The sequence below is a fragment of the Bartonella silvatica genome (assembly GCF_040545155.1).
Taxonomy (GTDB): Bacteria; Pseudomonadota; Alphaproteobacteria; order Rhizobiales; family Rhizobiaceae; genus Bartonella; species Bartonella silvatica.
The window spans coordinates 1-1,232 of the sequence record NZ_JBEPLI010000082.1 but is presented as its reverse complement, the minus strand read 5'-3'; the positions used below and the strand labels follow the sequence as shown (position 1 = coordinate 1,232).

The window sequence follows — 1,232 nt, the reverse complement described above, 5'->3', positions numbered from 1 at the left end:
AATTATAAGCCTGAGCACGTGTTCAAAAAGTTGGGGGATGCTTATTTTGAATATCGTCTGGTGGGTGAGCAAATCTTTGAGCTGACAGGTAATCGCACTCTTCTTGATGTTGAAGATCCCAATGCTCAAATGCAAAGGCTCTATGACAATGCTGTGGAGCAGCAAGGTCCCTTGGGGTTAGAGCTAGGCAAGCCCTTAAGGCCTCAGCAGATTGCTGGAATCAAAAAGGATATGATCTGGCTTGAAACCCACCTTGTCGACGGACAAGAGGTCTTAGTGCCTCACGTTTATTTGGCACCAAACACTTCTTTAGCACAAGATGTTTATGAGGCAAAAACGCAGCAAGGAAACCTCGCCAGTGCTAGAATAAAAGGCAATGGCGTCACTATAGAGACGGACCGTTTTAGCAATAGCGGCACCATATCGAGTAATGGTGCATTGCATGTTTCGACCACGCAAACTTTGTTCAATAATGGTGGTTTTTTGCTTGGCAGCGGTGCTGTAGATCTGAGCAGCCAAGGGCTTTTAGCCAATTCGTCAGGGAGTATTCTGGGGGATATCATCACCCTCAATGCTGAGACAATCATTGATGGTAGCGCCAAAATCCGTGACACGAATGAATATGGTTTTGTTGATCGGAGCGGGCAGCAGGCTCAAATCATTTCTATACAGGATTTAAACATTCACTCCCTTGGCGATTTAAGCATGAGCGGTGGGCAATGGAGCAGTGGTGGATCGATGACGGTGGTTGTCGATGGTTCTGCTACGTTTGGTTCATTAGTGCTAGAGAGTGACCATAAGGAAACATTGGAAAAAGGGCATTATAACGCCCAAAGCAGTGAGCACCGTTTGGCAGAAGTCAACAGTGATGGAGATTTGACTATTGTCACAGGTGGTGAGCTTAACCTTGAGGGAAAGTTTAAAGCCAAGGGCAATGGGGATTTTACCAGTGGTGGCGCTCTCAACGCGATTTCAGAGCAAGACGTTGACAGTTTTGATTTGGATTTTAGGGGCAAAGAAGGCGACAAATCGAAGCAAAAGAATAAGTTTCGTCAACAATCAACAGAAGTTACTACAAACAAAACCACGATAGAAACAGAGGGCAACCTCTTCATGCACGCGCAAAATGGGGATCTCACACTTGGTGCGGCAGGGCTATCAAGTGGTGGTCAGACGCATTTGGCATCAGATACGGGGAAGATCAAGTTTCTGACCAACAAGGATCAAGATTT

The 1,232-nt window shown here is 45.9% G+C and carries 1 pseudogene; it reads left to right on the top strand.

From position 1 onward, the window contains the following. A pseudogene (locus ABID23_RS08050) lies at window positions 1–1,232 on the top strand (hemagglutinin repeat-containing protein); the annotation flags it as partial.